This window comes from Chryseobacterium sp. RLHN22 (genome assembly GCF_051011795.1).
GTDB lineage: Bacteria > Bacteroidota > Bacteroidia > Flavobacteriales > Weeksellaceae > Chryseobacterium > Chryseobacterium zhengzhouense.
Genome location: NZ_JBPCHW010000005.1, coordinates 68,856 through 87,297, shown reverse-complemented (window position 1 = coordinate 87,297; position 18,442 = coordinate 68,856). Strand labels below are relative to the sequence as shown.

General features: G+C 32.0%; 13 protein-coding genes. 11 read left to right on the top strand and 2 right to left on the bottom strand.

Translation table 11 applies throughout. From position 1 onward, the window contains the following. Positions 1 to 4 precede the first annotated feature (4 nt). Positions 5 to 1,312 carry a patatin-like phospholipase family protein gene (locus ACR1PN_RS06920; RefSeq protein WP_433979418.1) on the top strand — a complete coding sequence of 436 codons (1,308 nt, stop codon included), beginning with the start codon at positions 5 to 7 and terminating at the stop codon, positions 1,310 to 1,312. Between the two features lie 153 nt (positions 1,313 to 1,465). On the opposite strand, the gene ACR1PN_RS06915 is transcribed toward ACR1PN_RS06920, so the two are convergent. Then, positions 1,466 to 2,566, bottom strand: coding sequence for a ComEC/Rec2 family competence protein (locus tag ACR1PN_RS06915; protein ID WP_433979417.1), 1,101 nt, complete (start codon positions 2,564 to 2,566; stop codon positions 1,466 to 1,468). A 503-nt stretch (positions 2,567 to 3,069) separates the two neighbouring features. Further along, a complete protein-coding gene (locus tag ACR1PN_RS06910) occupies positions 3,070 to 4,788 on the bottom strand; it encodes a helix-turn-helix domain-containing protein (protein WP_433979416.1) in 1,719 nt (572 codons plus the stop codon). Between the two features lie 274 nt (positions 4,789 to 5,062). Here ACR1PN_RS06910 and ACR1PN_RS06905 point away from each other — a divergent pair, with 274 nt between their 5' ends. The 10 genes from ACR1PN_RS06905 (at position 5,063) to ACR1PN_RS06860 (ending at position 18,406) form a co-directional block, all read left to right on the top strand. Further along, the gene (locus ACR1PN_RS06905) at positions 5,063 to 5,326 is read left to right on the top strand and encodes a hypothetical protein (RefSeq protein WP_433979415.1); all 264 of its coding nucleotides are present in this window, start codon (positions 5,063 to 5,065) and stop codon (positions 5,324 to 5,326) included. A 12-nt stretch (positions 5,327 to 5,338) separates the two neighbouring features. Next, positions 5,339 to 7,690: a TonB-dependent receptor domain-containing protein gene (locus ACR1PN_RS06900; RefSeq protein WP_433979414.1), complete on the top strand. Its 2,352-nt coding sequence runs from the start codon at positions 5,339 to 5,341 to the stop codon at positions 7,688 to 7,690. Positions 7,691 to 7,918: 228 nt separating this feature from the next. Next, a complete protein-coding gene (locus tag ACR1PN_RS06895; protein ID WP_433979413.1) occupies positions 7,919 to 8,173 on the top strand; it encodes a class I lanthipeptide in 255 nt (84 codons plus the stop codon). 232 nt (positions 8,174 to 8,405) lie between these two features. Further along, positions 8,406 to 11,372, top strand: a complete 2,967-nt coding sequence (locus ACR1PN_RS06890) for a thiopeptide-type bacteriocin biosynthesis protein (protein WP_433979412.1) — start codon at positions 8,406 to 8,408, stop codon at positions 11,370 to 11,372. After that, on the top strand, positions 11,329 to 12,528 hold the full coding sequence (locus ACR1PN_RS06885) for a lanthionine synthetase LanC family protein (protein ID WP_433979411.1): 1,200 nt from the start codon (positions 11,329 to 11,331) through the stop codon (positions 12,526 to 12,528). Before ACR1PN_RS06890 ends, ACR1PN_RS06885 begins: the two co-directional genes overlap by 44 nt. After that, positions 12,528 to 13,553 carry a hypothetical protein gene (locus ACR1PN_RS06880; RefSeq protein ID WP_433979410.1) on the top strand — a complete coding sequence of 342 codons (1,026 nt, stop codon included), beginning with the start codon at positions 12,528 to 12,530 and terminating at the stop codon, positions 13,551 to 13,553. Before ACR1PN_RS06885 ends, ACR1PN_RS06880 begins: the two co-directional genes overlap by 1 nt. After that, positions 13,531 to 15,732, top strand: coding sequence for a peptidase domain-containing ABC transporter (locus tag ACR1PN_RS06875; RefSeq protein ID WP_433979409.1), 2,202 nt, complete (start codon positions 13,531 to 13,533; stop codon positions 15,730 to 15,732). The genes ACR1PN_RS06880 and ACR1PN_RS06875 overlap by 23 nt, the downstream gene beginning before the upstream one ends. Before the next feature lie 103 nt (positions 15,733 to 15,835). Continuing rightward, entirely contained in the window at positions 15,836 to 17,467 is a 1,632-nt protein-coding gene (locus tag ACR1PN_RS06870; RefSeq protein ID WP_433979408.1) for a hypothetical protein, read from the top strand. A gap of 9 nt (positions 17,468 to 17,476) precedes the next feature. Further along, positions 17,477 to 17,848, top strand: a complete 372-nt coding sequence (locus tag ACR1PN_RS06865) for a hypothetical protein (RefSeq protein WP_433979407.1) — start codon at positions 17,477 to 17,479, stop codon at positions 17,846 to 17,848. A gap of 9 nt (positions 17,849 to 17,857) precedes the next feature. Further along, complete coding sequence (locus tag ACR1PN_RS06860; protein ID WP_433979406.1) at positions 17,858 to 18,406, top strand: hypothetical protein; 549 nt, start codon at positions 17,858 to 17,860, stop codon at positions 18,404 to 18,406. Positions 18,407 to 18,442: the final 36 nt, after the last annotated feature.

The window sequence follows — 18,442 nt, the reverse complement described above, 5'->3', positions numbered from 1 at the left end:
GTTAATGGATACAAAAAAAAGGATAGGTCTATCACTTTCAGGTGGTGGCTACAGAGCTACAATTTACCATTTAGGAACTTTGAAGAAGCTTCAAGATATGAAAATATTAGATAAAATTGATATTATATCGACTATATCTGGCGGGGCAATCACTGGTGCATTATATGGTTTAAACAATGGTGATTTTAACCATTTTGAAAATCAGGTTCGTTCTGCAGTAAAAAAAAATATTATAACGGGTATTTTAATTTCTTCAAGATTTTTGTTTGCTGCAATTCCAATATTATTAATTCTAGCTCTAATTCTACTTTCTGAATTGGAAAAAGGTTATTCATTTATCGCATTTTTTATTTTGATATTACTTATTTTAAAATTTCAGTTTCGACTTTTTCCAATTAGTAAAATAATAAATAAGCTATATTCAAAGTATTTTTTTAAGGACTGTAAATTACCAGCTCTTAGAGAATTTCCAATTATACTGATTAATACAACTAATTATGATACCGGAAGACCGTTCACATTTTCAAAAAATAGAATGGGTGATTCAGGGTATGATTACAAAGATGACGTACGTCAAGAAAAAATGTTTAATCACCAAGAGTTTCCAGTTTCTTTAGCTGTAGCATCTTCAACGTGTGTACCCTTTGCATTTACGCCTATTTATATTAACAAACAATATTTTGCTAATACCCAAAACTCTAAAAGTATAAAACCTTGCCTGGTAGATGGTGGGGTTTACGATAATCAGGGTTTACACAAGTTAACTCAGAGGAACAGTGCATATTCTTCTGATATTATTATTGTTAGTGATGCGGCAGCGGGTTCGTCCAAAAAGAAAGAGATGAATAATACAGTAAAATTGTTAATTGGTACAGGTGACGCTTTTATGAACAGGATTAAAAACTTCCAGATGGTCAGGAATGTTTATGAAAACAAGAAATATCTAAAAAGACCAATTGCTTACCAATCATTGGCTTGGGACTTTGATAACTGTTTTAAAAGTTTTATGAATAATTTGAAAAAGGGTTTGATACTTGACGAAGTTATTGAATGTCACGGTATCTCTCAATTGGTAATTGATGAGAATTGGAAAGAGATTGAGCAATATATGAAAGAGAGAATTAACTACGAAAAGATGAAAGCAGATAAGCCTACAAATGATGAACTTGTTATTGCTAGAAGTGTTTCAACAAATCTTTGGTCTTTAAAAGATAAGCAGATTGATGCATTGATGAAACAAGCATCTGTGCTTACTGAGCTTCAGATAAAACTTTATTGTCCATCTATCGTAGATGGTGGCTATTTTAGATGATAGCGTTTACTAAATATAATTTGAAATCTAAAATATTTAGTAGAGCAAATCATTTACAATAATAGCAATGTTTATCTTAAAGTAAATATCTTTTTATTCTGTCATTAAAAATTATTTGACTTTTGGAATTAATCTTTTATAGCAAAATTTTCTTTAGGTAAAAAATGGTTTTTCAAAAATTCGAGTAAAATTACCATTATGATCAATTTTCAAATACCATGTTTTTGAATCACTGTTAGAAACCTCAAATTTAAGCAAGTTTCGTTGAGACTTCATATAATTCGTGATATGTTCTGAAGGGTAATTTTTATTACCTTTAGCTGATACAAATACATATTGAGGATTAAAAATGTCAATCATCTTTTTTGACGTATTATTTTTACTGCCATGATGAGGCAAACTTAAAAAAAATAGATCTTTTAAGTCAGTATCCCATAAAGGTATCTCATTTTCAAATGATTCGATACCGGCATCACCAGTAAACAATATTTTTTTAGTACCCACCTGTAATAGAGTTATGATACTTACCATATTTGTTGCAGTGACTCCATTTTGTAGACTGCTTTTTTCTAATATACTACCATCATTTATTTGATTATCAGGGATTTTCTTGCGATCTGCTATAAATTCGGAGAATTTTCTTATCCCATCTATTTTATTGTTTTCATAATTTGCCTTAAGATCTTCTTTAATAGCTTCTTTTCTTAAAGCTGGCAGATTTCTTTCGTAGAAAGTATACGTTGGCCCCGCAACTTTAAACTCTGAAAATTTTTGAAAAATTTTTCCTTTAAAAGGCTGTGACATCTTTTCTTCAAGGTTGTATTCTCGGATTTTCTTCACAACCCTTAATAGGTCTTGATATGCTTCAATGACAAAGTTTGCAGAAATTTTGCTTGGGTAATCCACAAATATGAAATTTTTTTGCAAGCTATTTATTTGCTCGTTTAAAAAAATTACTTCTTGTTCAACTGTCTCTTCTATAGTATGTATCCAAATTTCTTGAATTTTGTCGTGGTACTCATCTAAGATTTTCTCGATACCACCAATATGGTCATTATCATAATGTGTACATATTAATAAATCTATTTTGTCGTCGAATAGAGGTAGAAGCTCTTCAATTCTTTTCTTAACTTTAGGATAATATTTTTTATATCCGCCATCAATTACAATCAAAGATTTCCTTTCCCCATCCTTCAACATTAACAGAATTGCGTCACCGTTTTCGACGTTTATCATATTAATTTCAAATTCCACGATCATAAGTTTTTTCAAATTTAACTTTTTTTGGTGTAAATATCCTTTTTTTATATCGCATAAAAACGATAACTAAAATTTCATGAATAAGCCCTATGTCATAGGTAATGAATCGGATCTTAATCAGGTATCAATGACTAGCTATAAATAATTTCTCAAAATATCTGAATAATACTAATTCGGAAGTATTTGACACATTAGAAAAATGCAGAAGTTATCTAGCCAGCCGACAGAAGTGTATGTGCTAGATTTGAAGAAAACTTAGCAACTCTTAATGCTTAGTAGATCTTAAGGAAAGCTCCGATTTCCCACCCAATATTGCTAAAGAATATTTTGAGCCGCGTGATTTTCTGAAAATGTATGTACAGATATTATGCGTGAACAATTTTTATAAGTGACATCTGGGTTACTATCAAAGTGTTATAGTACAACAAAATGATAATATTAAAAAATTAACAATTTCTATAAAATTATTACTCATGCTAATGAGCTTCTTTAAGTGTTCATTCAGATTTGCTTAAATCTGCGTTTCTTTTTTTTATAAAATCTGTAGGGCGGATCCCATTAATTTCCTGAAATAAGTTAGAGAAATTCGTTCTTGATGCAATTCCACATTCTTCAGCCAGAGTTTCAATCGTGTAGCTGAGATACTTTTTATCGTTATACAGTTTAGAAGTGATAAAGTTGATTCGTAATTCGCTCAAGTATCGGGCGAAATTAGCTCCCTTGTGATCATTTATAACTTGGGAGAGGTAATTGGAATTTGTTTTAAATTTTATTGCCAGCTTGTTTAGTGTAATTCCGCCTTTTGTGAATTCCTCCTTTTCTTCGAATTGCTTCAATTTCTTTAAAATATCATCAATAATTGCTTTATCCAAGTTAGAAGGATTATCGATTTCCTGAGTTGTATTCTCTTGAATTGCAATAGAAGAATCGGATAACTCGATATTGTTTAAAAGCTTCTCTTCTAATAACTGATACTTCTCCTTGATGTTCTTTTCTGACTTGAATCTTAAAACTACAATAATGATAAGAACCACAGTTAAGATTCCGAATGCCGCTATTATTAACATACTCCAGGAAGATCTTTTTTCAAGCCTGACCTTCTCTTCCTGTAGGGTTTTAGTGTCATAATCTTTATGAATTCTTGTAGATAGATAAGTGAAATCTTTTGATAGTAGACTGTCCGCCTTCAAAAGTTGTTTGGTATAGAAAAGTTCCTTTTCAGGTTGTTTTTCTTTTTTATAATAATCAATCAAAAGTTCATAATTCTGCCTAAGTTCGGGAAGAATAAAGTTATTTTGTTGAAAGATCGAATCAACCTTTTGAAAATAGCTAACAGCTTTGTCACGTTCATTCATTGCAAGAAATGTTTTGCCTATATAAAAATAATCCACACTTCCCCACGCAAAATCTTTGACCCCACTTATAGGCTTTAAGGATTTGTTAAGAGATGCTAACGCAAGCGTATATTTTTTCTTTCTGTAATTTGAAATCCCTGATTCTTTAAGAAAGTAACCATATTCTTGCTGATAGAGAGTGGAATTGTGTATTTGTTTTAAACTTAGATCAATGAGCGAATCAGCTTTCTCATATTTTTTTAAGTTCCGATAACAAACTGCCAATTGATGTAAGGAATTATAGTAGCCTTTCCTGTGATTAAAAATTAAATTTTCGTGGATGTTCTGATTGATTTTTGATTTGAAATAAATGATACATTCCTTAAATATATCTTCTGCTTCATCATAATAGCCCAAATAACTTTTTACTACACCTAAATGATAGAGATTCTGATATTTTTGAAAAGGATCCTTTGCGTTTTTTAGATATTCATAAGCTTTGAGGTACTGATCAAGTGCAGATTGATATTGGCGATAATTGAAGTAATAAACAATTCCCTTTCCCAGATATGAATTGCCGATAAGGTCATTGTCCTTTGTTTTTAATGCTGCAATAATTATACTGTCCGAATATCTTAATTTATTTGCCTTGGCAGATGAATAAAATAATGCATCCTGGTACGCTCTTGCCAACTGATAATGGTTCTGCTCTTTTTTAGATTTTGTGATTAAGGTGTTTACCAATGGTAGAGCACGCTGGTCATTCTCTGCATACTTCTCATATTTTGATCTGATTTTGTAAAATTCACTGTAGTTTTCATTTTGTGAAAAAATAGTGTTAAAAACAAGTAATAATAAAACTACATAAATTCTGCTATTCATTCTGCGTTTTTAAACGATGTTTAATAGGGTCAAAAATAATAAAAAAGAGGTGATTATGAGGAATATTATTATCTGTAATGTGAAATATTGAAAATTGATCAATGGCTCTTATAAGAGTAACATAATCAGTAGTATACGAAAGTGCTAATTCTTGAATTAGCACGTGCCAATTATGGAATTAGCGCAAATATCGTTTTTAGAGGAGCTAGGTTCAGTATAAATTTGACATCGAATTCAAAGCAACCGGCCGGGATAAACTCCAAATCTTTAAACAATGACAAAGCTTATCTCAATCATTTCATTTTTCTCAATTTTATTAACTACTGTATCGTGCAGGCAAAATGACGAAGTATTCTCTGAAGACAATCAATTTACAAACAATTATAGCTCTAGCTATTTAAAAAGAGAAATTCCTACGGACACAACTTATGTCAAAACAAGTAAAAAAGACTCACTTAAAAATGTTGGAATCGGTTTCGAAGGTGACCCACCGCCAAAAACAGGGCAGCAATGGAGAACAGCGAATGCAAAAAAATAAAGCTACATTAAAATGCTAAGGATTAAATCTATTTCCGCAATCTTTTTATTTGGTACGTTCAGCCTTTATCACTCTCAGACTCTTTCAGGAAAAGTTACCGATAACAAAGGGAAAGGCTTAGCCAACGTTGAGATTGTTATTTTAAAGAAAGATTTAAGTACGGCTGGGGAAGTTTTAACTAATAAACAAGGTGATTTTTTGTTGCCTTTACCAGTCAACGAATATCTACTACGTGTAAAGCAATCATCTAATATACTTTATGAAAGATCTCTGTTTATAAAACCTAATGGGCTTAACCTGGGCAATATAAAGGTATCTTCGTTCCAAAATATTCAGGAAGTAACGATTAAAGGTAAAAAGGGGATAATTGAAAGAAAAGTGGACAGAATGGTATTTGATGTTGAGAAATCGGTTTTTAGTCAGGGAACTGACTTATTAGATTTACTTTCAAATACTCCCTTGGTAAAGGCCACGGATCAAGGTATTAGTATTATAGGAAAAGGTTCGGTACAAATAATGGTTAATGATCGGATTATTCAAATCTCAGGAAAAGATCTAATAGCTTATCTAAAAACATTACAAACAAATGATATTTCAAAAGTTGAAGTAATTACATCACCATCTGCAAAATATGACGCCGAGGGTAACGGAGGTCTAATCAATATTATCACCAAAAGAAATTTAAAAGAAAATTTTAGTGGTAACCTCTCAACATCTTTTGTTAAAAATACAAAAGAATCTTTTTACAATAATGTAGCGATTAATTACAATAAGAAAGCCTTTAGTTCTTCAGTAAAATTTCGACATACGGATTATTCAGCAATGATTTATGAAAATCAGGATGCTCTATTCTTTGATGGCAGCGCCCTTAATAATCATACCGATCGCGAAGATAACTCAAAAACTGTCGGATTAAATGTTGATTTATCATATAAAACTTCGCAGAGAAATACTTTGGGACTGATGTACGACATCGGTAAGACAACAGTCAAATATCTGAATGATAACGAGACATCCTATTTTACCAAAAGCAGATTGGATTCAGTGCTGACAACTAATTCAACATATCGCAATCCAAATACAACACAGACTTTAAGTATTTATAATGATTTGAAAATTGGCAAAACGGGCTCCAAAATAAGTTTCACGGCAAACTATTTTAAAAGTAACCCATTAACCCAACTTGACTTTGTAACAAATAATTTCAACAATGATCAATTGTCAGTAAGAAATACGAGCGATTTAGGTTATCAGGTAATTTCTGGACAGTCGGATTTATTTTTATCGCTTGAAAAATTCAATTTTGAAGCTGGACTAAAATTTACACGTTTTAAAAATGATTCGGACATTGAATACTTTAATGTAATTGAAAGTGTTTATGTTATTGACCCAAATCAAAGTAACGAGTTTGGACTGAGAGAGGATAATTTTGCTGCATATGTTTCTTTGTACAAGCCATTTGGAAAATATTTGACCTTAAAGGCTGGTCTTCGTTATGAATATACTGATTTGCTATCTTCCGCAAGTGCAGTGTCGAGTAGTTATCATTCTCAGTATGGTAAATTTTTCCCAAATTTTAACTTAATGTATAAAAAAGGTAATAACAGTTTTACTGTGAATTATAATAAAAGGATTAACCGACCTCGCCTAGGTCAACTAAATCCATTCAGATGGTATTCCAACCCATTTGTATACATGGAAGGAAATCCCTATTTACAGCCTACTGTTAGCCATAATGCAGAGCTTAACTATTTATACAAGAATATGTTTATGGCCAGCGTATTTGGAACTCAGCAAAATGATGCCTATGGAGCTCTTATCAGAATTCAAGATGGAGTAAAGGAAACAAAGACGCAAAATGTCTACTCAATCAGAAATTATGGAATTAATCTTTCATATTACAGTGATATTTTGCCATTTTGGAATTTGTCTATAAATGCATCTGCTTACTATTCCGAATCTTCGTCAAAATATCAGGATATTGCTGCGTTTAATGGCCTTTCAGCAAATTACAGTCTCAACAATTCTTTATTATTAAAGAAGAAAAATGCTTGGTGGCTTTATGTAAACTTTGCACATAGCCTGCCAGGTAAGGAGTCAAATGTAATAACCAAGAACGTCAGCAATCTAACTCTTGGAACTAAGTTTAATGTTTTTGCAAATAAAATAACAGTCAACATTCGTGCGAGCGATGTTTTGAAGGGAACAGTCAGCAAAGGTTCACTTTCTTACCAAACATTTAATCAAGCGTACAATAACTACTACGATAACCAGAATTTTAGCGTGAGTTTCAGTTATAATTTTGGAACAAATAAAAATCAGTTCCGAAATACTCAGTTCAGTGAGCAATATCGAGCTAACTAAGTCATTTGAATATAGTAGGTTAAACTTTGTTCGATTCCAGGAGTTAACTCTACCTAAAATAACCATTTTACTGATGTATATACTAGGATAAGATTTACAAAATCAATTGCTCAATACCGATAGAATTCTTTTTAAAATATTGTTCTGTTTTAATATTAAAAAAAAATATACAAAAAGGTGGTATCCGAAAAGCCTTAATAGAGTAGGAATAATTAACAATTTTTTTTTATGAAAAAGCAAAAATTTGCTCCTTTGTCATTAGACAAAGAAACTGTAAGTCTTTTAGACAAAAAACAACTGCAAGGAATCAAAGGAGGTATCGGAATCGGAACTGACTTAGGTTTGGGATCTGGAACGTGTGGCTCTGGCGGTAGTGGTTGTGGTGCTGGAAATTCAGGAACTTGTGGTTCTGGAGGTAGCGGATGCAGCGTAGGTAATTCAACTGGTTGCGGATCTGGTGGTAGCCAGTGCATTGCTGGGTAATTAGAACCGTTTAAGAAAAATGTTCTAGGCACACATTTTCTGGTAATTTTCCAGATGATAACATTGTTATCGTCTGGATTTTAAAATTTTTTTCATGAGTTATAAATCCAACTTTTATCATCTGAACAAATGCATGGTGAGAAATCCCATGTTACCTTTAAACCACCCTTTACTGTCAAAGTGTGTAGATCTTACAAGCAAAGATGAACTGATTAGTGCAATTAATTCAATAATGAGTATATCTGAAATAGAGAATGCTTTGCAGGTAAGTCACCGTGATTTCTATGTAGAAATAAAAAAGAACACCAGTAGAGAATATCAGAAATCAGATGTCAATAAATTAACCAAGATTTATCTTTCATTGTATAAATATTTGAGCAGAATAACATTTAGAAGTACACCATACGGCTTATTTTCTGGTGTCTCTATGGCCGAAATTACTTCTGCGAACAAAAGCTTACCGTTAGATAAAAGCACAATGTTTATCAATGTGCAACCACAATTGCACGAATATATACAATTCATATCGAAATTAAATATTAATTTTCTTACAGAGCACAACATCAAGCTTTTTTTAAATCCAACTCTGTATTCGCTTCAAGACAAATTTTATTATGTGGAGAAAAACCTTGAACAATCACATAATGCCTCATTGATGACTGTGTCGAAGAATAAGATACTATCAAGAGTAATAAAGATGTGCAGGAAATCCATGCTTACGGTTGATGAAATTTCAATTGGTATTTTATCTTTCCTAAAAGGTTATTCTAGAGAAGAAATTTCTTCATATATTAATCAGTTGATTAAATCTCAAATTCTTTTGCCTGATTTATATATAAATCCCTCAGAAGAAGATCTCAGTTTAAATATTCAAAGAAAACTACATGCGTATAAAGATTTTCCTCAAATCAAAGAATATTTCAGATTTATAACATCTATTTGTGAAGCTAATTTAACTGGAAGTATTGAGTCTATTAAGGAAATTAAAGCAGTTTATCAGGATAAATCTATTGCAGTGGATGTTCGATTATCCAAAAATAAAGTGAGTATACCTTCAGAATTTGTAGAAAAAATCTCGGAGCAGTGTTATAGCCTATTTAAAAAAATGCCGAATAGAAATGCGCCTTTTCTAGAACGATTTATTGCACAGTATGTCAGTAAATATGAGAATGCTCAAATTCCTTTACTTGAAGCACTGGATCCAAATTTTGGAATTGGATATGCTGAATTTTCAATTGGTAATGCTGAATTTCAGCCTCTAACGAAAGGAATTGCTTTTAATGAAGGTACTATCTACAACAGTCAGAATTTAATTGATTCTGTTGTAGAAAAATCTTTTCAGAGATTTAAAGAACAAAGTAGTTCAGTTATTGATATTGAAGATGAGCTAAATTTATTACCGGACTTAAGTTCAGGTCAGATTCCAGTGAACGAAAGTTCATATATCTTTGGAAATATTTCTGCAGATCAGGATTTCCAAAATTTCACTTTTTTTCCAGATCAAATTTATGCTAATCAAGCTACTAAACTCTTTAAAAGGTTTTCGACATTGGGCGATGATATTATAGAATCAATCAATCAAATTTATCAGCTAGAGCAGGAAGTAAACCATAATTCAATCTTAGCAGAAGTGATTACCATTCCCAATAATCATTTCTCGAATATAGTACTCACTAAATCATTTAGGAAAAGTGAAATTCCTCATTTCACATTGCAAAATAAAAATACGAAGAATATTCAACTTAGTGATTTGGTAATTTGTATTCAGGAAGGAAAATTAAGATTGTATTCGAATAGCTTAAAGAAAGAAATAATTCCAGTTGTTTCTCATCCTTACAATACATATCTCGAAGATCCTATCTGTAAGTTTCTTTCTGATGTTGCAAACCAGTATACCGGAGGTGGTAGATTTTGGAGTTGGGGTAAATATGTGCAAGAAAAACATCTTCCCAGAATAACCTTCAAAAATATCATTGTTAGTCGTGAATCATGGTGTATTAAGAAGAAACCTAACAATTACAGCAATCCGATTGAGACTGAAAAACTTATTGAGTCACTTATTAAAGCCAGGAAACTTCCTGTTAAAATCATTCTCTCTAACATTATAAATTCTGACAACGAAGTGATGTTAGACTTATCTACACCAATTGCGCGTCAAATACTTGCAAAAGAAATTAACTTTAACACAGTCTATCTCTTTGAAGACATTTACAGTGAATCTAGATTGATCTCAGATGGTGCCGGTTATTATAATACAGAAATTGTTATTCCTTATTTAAACCGAAGGGAAAAATATGATTTTCCGTTAACAAGAATTGATAACTTGCAAAAAAGAACATTCTTACCTGGAGAAGAATGGTTGTATGTTAAAATTTACGCCGGAAGTAAATTAGCCGAAACTATATTATCAACTATTGTTTTGCCATTTACAAAACAACTGGTGAAAAGTAAAAAAATTGATAAGTGGTTTTTTATTAAATATAATGATCCGCAATATCACCTTAGAGTTAGATTTCACAAGTCGCCAGACTGTAGTAGCATCGAATGGAATGCTATTTTGTATAATTTAACTGCGGTAATAAATAAAAAACTGGGCAGTAATCTTCATTATAAAATTGTTGTTGATACGTATCATCGTGAATTAGAAAGATATGGTCAGTTGCCGCTTGATTTAAGTGAATTGCTATTTTATTATGACAGTACCTGTGTAGCCAACTTTTTAAAGGATATTTATGGGGACGAAGGTGAGATCTACAGGTATAAATTTTCACTGCTTAATGTTGACAATCTTCTTGATAGCTTTGGCTATTCAATCCATCAGAAGAAAGAAATTTTAGCGAGTATTAGCCAAGAATTTTTTAATGAGCATAAAGAATACTTTGATAAGGAAAAAACTTTAAGACAGTTCTTAAATAATAGATACCGCGAGCTTAGATCTGAGATTCAAGAAGTTTTCACTACCGGTTCGGAGTGCCATCAGGAGCTTTCGCCCTACCTTATAAAACGGAACAGATTTATTGCGAAAAATAGAAATTTATTTACTATTGCTATTGATCAATTGATCTACAGCTACATTCATATGACTCTTAACAGACTGTTTTTAATTAATCCACGACATCACGAATTACTGGTTTATCATCTACTAAATAAATATTATGAATCCGAAATTGCTAAACAAAGAATTGAATTTGCTGGATAATTCATTAAATGATATTATTCAGTGTATAGAAATGCATAGGAACCATAAAGCTCTTAGCAGCCCGTGTTTCGATACCGGCCTGCTGGGTACATCTTTTTTCTATACATTACTTTATGACTATGCAAATGATGAACGTTATCTTGACACTGCATTTAAATTTTTTGAACAGGGTTTGTACGCTATCAATGGGGATTTTCACCCGACCTACCTCAATGATTCTTTAGATAGCCATATTGGACAAATAGGCAGATACTTGAACTTTATTACGGAGCACAAAAATTTTTGTGATTATGATTTTTCAGATTATCTTAATCATTTAGATGAACTTTTGCAAAACTTGTATCCCTCAAAGATCCTCAAAGGTGACTTTGACATTGTATCTGGAGCTCTCGCCTCTGGAGTCTACTTTCTGACTAGAGATAGTAATATCGCTACACAGGCCCTCAATAATATAGTCAAAGGAATTTATAATGCAAAGAAGATTAATAGTAAAGGATATTATTGGACTGTGCCGACGTTAGGCAATAGAATCTATTTAGGTATTTCACACGGTTCTGCCATGTTAATCAACTTTTTATGCGCCGTTTATAAAAAGGGAATTGCTAAGGAAATGTGTGAAGATCTAATTTATAACGCTTCAAGATATCTTCTTAACAATAAAAGGATTAATAAATATACAGGTTTGTTTGATAACTATATAGGAGAAGAACCTGAACCCAAACAATTCTCTGTATGTTATGGTGATATAGGAAATGGGTTGGCTTTGCTGAAAGCTGGTAAAGCTCTTAAAAGCGATTTGCTTGTCAACGAGTCCTCTGCTGTTTTAAATAATTGTCTAACCAGAAATTTTGAAGACAATTTAACGCTTGATGCAAGCATATATTATGGTGCGGCAGGTCTTTATATTGCCTTCGCAGAGGTTTATTCCCTGACAGCTGATGTAAGGTTTTTGGAAAAAGCTGATTACTGGCTAAACTGTATACCTAAGTATAAAGTTCATGATAATGACTATGCTGGGTTTAAAACTAGATTGCTCGACCAGGTTTTGAGTTGGAATATTTGTTTTGGTTGGGGCATTACAGGTATAGGAAGTGTTATCCTTAATAATCATACAAAAAGTTTTAAATCTTTAACACCATTAACGCTTTTAACATAATGATTAATCATTCTCTAATACAGCGCTTTCTAAATGCTCCCGAATCATTTTCAAAGTCTCTAAATATATCAACTTACGAATACGATGTCACTTCATTAAGAAAAATTTTGCACCTGCGAGAACTTAAGGAAATAACAGGAGTAGACGATAAGATGATCGATTTTATTGATTCGCTTGATTTTGAATTGGGTAAATTACTTCCTGGAATCATCCAGGGCCATAATCTTTATAGCGAGTATTTGGCAATCGAGAGAAAAATATTAGATACAGTAGATGGTGTCCTTTACATTTATGCAAAACAATCTGCATTATCGGTTCTTTCCTTAATCTTATATAAAAGAAACGAGTTTGAACAAGCTATTAAAATAACACAGGAGTGTATAATTCTTAATGAATTCCTTGTTAATAAAGGAATGTTTACAATGAATGTTCGTATATATGAGCAGATAAAAAACATAACAAAAATTTATCACCGTGCCGGTCAGGATCAAAAAGGATTTCAACTCGCAGCTGATCTGTTTAAATATTTGTATTCAGGTAAGCCCACTTCTGTCAATTTTTATTCTACAATCATCAATAATGCAGAGTTATATAAAAAAACTCCCATTTTGAGAGAAACATATACAAATGATGTATTCTTAATCTATCTGCAGGAATACATGCGTTTTAAGAATCCTTCATTCACAGAACTGGACTGGATCGAAAATTTGGATTTTGAGGTCTTCAGTGAGGATAGAAAATTTATTTTCAACTGGATTTACATAACAAAACTATTCTACAAAAAAAATTACGATGAGTATTTAGAATGCCTTGAGTTCTTCCTTGATGATGATGTAACAACATATTATGATTTACTAAAAGTAAATTTATTGTTACACTTTAAGAACTTCATTGGGCAATCAGATATTTCTAAGCAGAATAAGGAACTGATAGCTGACAATATCGAATACTATTTTAAAAATAATATTGGTCTTAACAAAAACATTCTCCAAAATATATTAAATGAAAGTTATAATCCAGCATGATCAAATGGATTGCGGTCCTGCCTGCTTAGCTATGATTTCTTCTGAGCATGGTAAAGATTTTGGCATGCAATTTCTTCGTGATAAAAGTTTTATTACGAAGGAAGGGGTATCTCTTTTGGGAATGATTGAGGCTGCTGAAGAAATCGGAATGGAAGCTTATGCTGGAAAATTAAAAGTAGAAGGCTTTCAGAAAAATATGCTGCCTTGCATTTTACATTGGAATCAAAATCATTTTGTTGTTTTATATGATATAAAAAAGAAATGGTTCTCAAGGCAAACAAAGTTTAAAATTGCTGATCCAGGTTATGGCTTGATATCATTAACTGTTGATAAATTTAAAGAAGCATGGCTTTCAGATGAAAATAAGGGTGTTGCACTTTTTCTTCAACCCACTGAAAAATTTTATAATCAAGATCCGCCAAAAGAAGATAAATTATCAATAACCTATTTATTTCAATATCTAAAACCTTATAGAAAACAATTAGTACAACTTTTTTTTCTATTGATCTCCGGAACCTTGACGACTTTGGCTTTTCCAATTTTGACTCAAAAATTAATAGATGATGGAGTAATGAAAAAAAGTCTTTCAGCAATTACTTACATTCTTCTTGCACAAATTATGTTTTTTCTTGGCAATATGATTTTTAGTATTTATAGAAACTGGATTGTTTTGAAGGTAGGAACGAATATTAATATTCAGATAATTTCAGATTTTCTAAAAAATATTTTTAAGCTTCCAATCAAGTTTTTCGATACCAAGCACATGGGGGATTTTAATCAGAGGATACAAGATCACGAAAGGATTGAAAATTTTTTGACGTCAGAAAGCCTTGTTACACTATTCTCAATTATTACATTTTCGATTTTCTTCGGAATTTTATGGTATTATGATTTCAGAATATTGATAGTTTATGTTTTTTTTACTGCATTATCAATAGCATGGTCATTATATTGGCTTAAAAAACGCGCAATATTAGATTACTTCAAGTTTCAACAAAAAAGCGAAAATCAGGAATCTATTTACGAGATTATTAATGGGGTTTCAGAAATGAAGCTAAATCAGTTTGAACATTTTAAAAGAAAAGAATGGGAGGGAATTCAGCAGAAACTTTACAAAATTAATATACGTATTCTAAAAAATGATCAGTTTCAGCTTTCGGGATTTGATTTTATTAACCAGCTTAAAAATATTATGGTAACATTTTTAGCTGCTTCATTTGTTATTAAAGGAAATATGACTTTGGGAGCACTACTAAGTATCTCTTATATTATTGGTCAAATGAATTCTCCAGTTACGCAACTTATGTCATTTTTTAGATCACTACAAGATGCAAAACTTAGTCTTTCAAGACTTAATGAAGTACAAAAACACCCTGAAGAAGAATTAGAGCATCATATACCTCTAATCGCAAATACCCTTTTGGAGAACGAAGTTAATCAAAAAGGCATCACATTAAAAAATGTATCCTTTCAATATGAAGGCCCTCAATCTTCTTATGTACTAAAAAATATTAATTTACAAATTCCGGAAGGTAAAATCACTGCAATTGTTGGTGCAAGTGGAAGTGGTAAGACGACTCTATTAAAATTGCTTCTAAAGTTTTATCAGCCAGTAGAAGGAGAAATTTTATATGACAATTTTAATTTAGAAGATATCTCACCAGCAAGTTTAAGAAATAATTGTGGAGTTGTATTGCAAGATGGATTTATATTCTCTGATACCATTGAAAGAAACATCGCTACAAGTGATGAAGTAATTAATAGTGATCAACTAAACTACGCAATAAATACTGCTAATATAAATGCCTTCATAGATGATCTAGCTTTAGGATTGAAAACTAAGATTGGTGCTGCAGGAAATGGTATTTCCGGTGGACAAAAGCAAAGAATTCTTATTGCAAGAGCAATATATAAAAATCCAAAATATATCTTTCTGGATGAGGCAACTTCAGCACTTGATTCGGAAAATGAAAAAGTTATTCATAAAAATTTACAGTCATTTTTCAAGGATAGAACTGTTGTAATTGTGGCACATAGACTAAGCACTGTTAAGAATGCCGATAATATTATTGTTTTGAAAGATGGTGCTGTTGTCGAACAGGGTAAGCATGATTATTTAGTAGAATCAAAATCCAACTATTACACCCTGATTAAAAATCAGCTTGAATTAGGAGCTTAAGTCATGACCTAACATTTACCGAAGTTAATTAACCTATATAAATCCAATGATCCTATTTCAGTGCGCAATGTTGTAGTTTCATTAACAAACTAAAAAATGTAACATGAAAAACAAAAGATTAGTAGTAACTGCCTTACTTGGCATTTCTACTATTTTAGGCTCTTGCAGTGAAGAGTTAACAAATATTGATTCGACGTCTCCAGAATTGGAAATTAAAGATGCGTCAGTAAAGAATGGACGATTATATTTTCCAAATAAAGAATCACTGCAGTATCATTATGATCAAATTAAAAATGAAAGCGAAGAAGTAATTGCGCAGTACGTGGATGATAAAAACTTCATTTCACTGCGTCCCGTTTTAACAGAAAAAAATGAGAAGCTTATATCAACAAAACTTAACGAAAGAATTAACAAAATTCAACAACGAGCAAAAAATAATCCGAAAGGTTTTGCAGCAAGGTATATTTCATCAGTAACCAGCGATGAGGAAATTATTGATGATATCGATGATTTAGAAGAAATTGTTGGTGATGATGCTTATGGAGCTTTCTTAAATGACCAGGCAGAAATTCAAGTAGGTCCGGAAATTTACAAGTATACTGATGTCGGATTGTTTGTAGTTAATGAAGCAAAATATAATAGTCTGGAACCTTACTTATTGAGTCAGAATATCTCAACTGATATTATGGTAAGAACTGATGAAACGCAAAGATTAAATTATTTTCAAATGCATCCTTGTAATCAGTTAACTACTGTTTATGATGACATTAGCTATTATAATGGTTTAGATTGCGGCTCAACCGGAGGTGGATACAACCCTGGTGGTGGCGGAGGTGGATATACTCCTCCTCCTGTAGTTGATCCTAATATTCAAATGACGAACTTTATTAACGGACTTCAAAACTGCTCACCGAAAAATGGTCTTTTCGATGGAGTTTTCGGAGATAGTGATGTTTGTATTGATAAATATGAAAGCCGTTATAGAGTTAAAACAAAAGCATATAACTACAATTATTATTTAGTATATAATTTAGGAGTAAAGGTTAAACACCAATATAAAGGCTGGACCGGCATCTGGAGAAAAGAAAATGCACAAGAAATTAGACTGGGGGTAATCTCAGGTCAGTTTTCGTATGACTATGCATCACAGTTGCATCAGCCGGCTACACAGTATGGGATAACCACTATTTACAACAATAATAGTAGAATGATGTTTGATGCTAATGTAAATTGGTCACAGAACGGATTAAATATTATAGGGTATTCAACTCAAGCTTTTCCTAAAATTCTTAAAGATGATATCGTTATTGAACAATTTAGTAATAATCAGTATATCAATCAAGCTATTCAAGCTGGAAATAAACAGTTGACAGCTGATAAGTTGAGCCAGCATTTTTGGAATTATGTAGTACCAAATACAGGGGAGTGGTGGCAAAATTTAGGGAAGTCAAAACCGGCTGCGAACAATATTACATACACTTACAAAGCACCAGAATTCGGAAAAATACTGATTCAAAAAACGATGTACCAGCATAATTATAATGATGATAAACTTGAAAAATCATTTGACTGGGGTTTCCAAATTGGATTTAAGATGGGAGATGATGGAAACATTTCTCCTGATACTAGCGGTAGTGCACTAAAAAAACCACAGGAATTCAGAATTCTGATGTATGGTATTGCTAAAAGAAACGGCGTGTGGCATGGAAGTAAGATTAACACAATTAACAATTAATATAATATAATGCGTCTGATATTAATATTTATTTTAATCATATCTCTGCAATCATGTGAGAGAATTATTGAGCAAAATCGATTTAATAGTGAGCAGGAAAATTATACTTCACCATACCAGGGGACCTGGTATGGTGCTTATACTGGTTCCAGTGCAAATTCCACATTTTCTCTAAAAGTTTATAAAGCTGGTAATGTTGAAGTCATTAGAAGTTCAGGAAATACCAGCGAGACTTTTTATGGACAAGTATTAGATAATGGTTCGTTAACTTCTTTATATTCACAAAGCTCAGGATTTACCATGAATGGCAATTTGAATACGAAAAGCGGGACTTGGCAACAGGGTAATCTCTCTGGTAACTGGACCGTAAGCAAACAATAAATTTAAATCATGAAAAAATTAATAGGTGCTCTATTGTTAGTTACTTCAGCAACTCTATCAGCACAAGAGAATAATCCTGTCAAAAGAACATTCTTCGGAATTCAAGCAGGTCTTTTCGGTGCTAATATATACAGTGAAAGTCTTATTTCTGAACAATTCGGTATCAGAGGTGAAGTCAATTTTGAATCATCATTGTGGGGTGGGGACTTATACTCAAAGACAGGTTTTGCTCTCACGCCGCAAATCTCAGTTTCTGCTAAATGGTACTACAACATGACAAAGAGAAAGAATAACGAAGATAATGTAAGATACAATTCGGCAAATTACTTTTCGGGCAAACTGGCTTTTACCCCTGATTGGTTTGTAATATCTAATGTTGATGGTTTACAAATTAATCCGATGATTTCATTTGTACCGACATATGGCATCAGAAGAAGTTTTGCAAAACATTTTAATTACGAGTTTCAAGTCGGTCTGGGGATAGGGAAAATATTAAAGAAAGACTATGATGTCCAAGCAGTACCCAATCTGAGTTTAAGAGTAGGGTATGATTTCTAAAATAATTTTACCAGTAATAAATTGAATATCAATATC

Excerpts from the sequence above, each read along its gene's own strand:
- ACR1PN_RS06870 (WP_433979408.1), top strand. The coding sequence starts at position 15,836 with ATGAAAAACAAAAGATTAGTAGTAACTGCCTTACTTGGCATTTCTACT.
- ACR1PN_RS06875 (WP_433979409.1), top strand. The coding sequence starts at position 13,531 with ATGAAAGTTATAATCCAGCATGATCAAATGGATTGCGGTCCTGCCTGC.
- ACR1PN_RS06895 (WP_433979413.1), top strand. The coding sequence starts at position 7,919 with ATGAAAAAGCAAAAATTTGCTCCTTTGTCATTAGACAAAGAAACTGTA.
- ACR1PN_RS06920 (WP_433979418.1), top strand. The coding sequence starts at position 5 with ATGGATACAAAAAAAAGGATAGGTCTATCACTTTCAGGTGGTGGCTAC.
- ACR1PN_RS06885 (WP_433979411.1), top strand. The coding sequence starts at position 11,329 with ATGAATCCGAAATTGCTAAACAAAGAATTGAATTTGCTGGATAATTCA.
- ACR1PN_RS06890 (WP_433979412.1), top strand. The coding sequence starts at position 8,406 with ATGAGTATATCTGAAATAGAGAATGCTTTGCAGGTAAGTCACCGTGAT.
- ACR1PN_RS06860 (WP_433979406.1), top strand. The coding sequence starts at position 17,858 with ATGAAAAAATTAATAGGTGCTCTATTGTTAGTTACTTCAGCAACTCTA.
- ACR1PN_RS06905 (WP_433979415.1), top strand. The coding sequence starts at position 5,063 with ATGACAAAGCTTATCTCAATCATTTCATTTTTCTCAATTTTATTAACT.
- ACR1PN_RS06880 (WP_433979410.1), top strand. The coding sequence starts at position 12,528 with ATGATTAATCATTCTCTAATACAGCGCTTTCTAAATGCTCCCGAATCA.
- ACR1PN_RS06865 (WP_433979407.1), top strand. The coding sequence starts at position 17,477 with ATGCGTCTGATATTAATATTTATTTTAATCATATCTCTGCAATCATGT.
- ACR1PN_RS06910 (WP_433979416.1), bottom strand. The coding sequence starts at position 4,788 with ATGAATAGCAGAATTTATGTAGTTTTATTATTACTTGTTTTTAACACT.
- ACR1PN_RS06900 (WP_433979414.1), top strand. The coding sequence starts at position 5,339 with ATGCTAAGGATTAAATCTATTTCCGCAATCTTTTTATTTGGTACGTTC.